The 366-nt window shown below is 60.9% G+C and carries 1 protein-coding gene; it reads right to left on the reverse strand.

Translation table 11 applies throughout. The features are described from left to right. Nucleotides 1–3: 3 nt before the first annotated feature. Entirely contained in the window at nt 4–258 is a 255-nt protein-coding gene (locus TOK_RS30005) for a hypothetical protein (RefSeq protein WP_098961369.1), read from the reverse strand. Nucleotides 259–366: the final 108 nt, after the last annotated feature.

The following is a 366-nucleotide window of genomic DNA, read 5'->3' on the forward strand; positions in this document are numbered from 1 at the left end:
GGCTCAGTGGTGGCCGTAGCCGCCGCTCGAGTGGCTGTAGTCGTCGTTGCAGTGCTTGTAGTCCTGGTCGTGGCAGCTCTTGTCGTCGTAGGACTTGTCGTCCCAGCAGTGGTCGGTCTGCTTGTAATCCCAGCAGTGGCTGTACTTGTCGTCCCAGTCGTTGTGGGGCTTGTAGTCGTCGTTGCAGTGCTTGTAGTCGTCGTTGTTCCAGGACTTGTCGTCGTGGTGCTTGCTGGTGGAGCAGTGGGACTTGAACATGGCGGGCCTCTTCGGTGTGTGGGGGTTGCTGTGGGGGTGTTGCTCTGCTGAGGAGAACTCTGCCGCCCACGAGGCCTCGTTCCCATCGAGCACACCCCCGTTCCCGAG

It is taken from the genome of Pseudonocardia sp. N23 (assembly GCF_002583555.1).
GTDB lineage: Bacteria > Actinomycetota > Actinomycetes > Mycobacteriales > Pseudonocardiaceae > Pseudonocardia.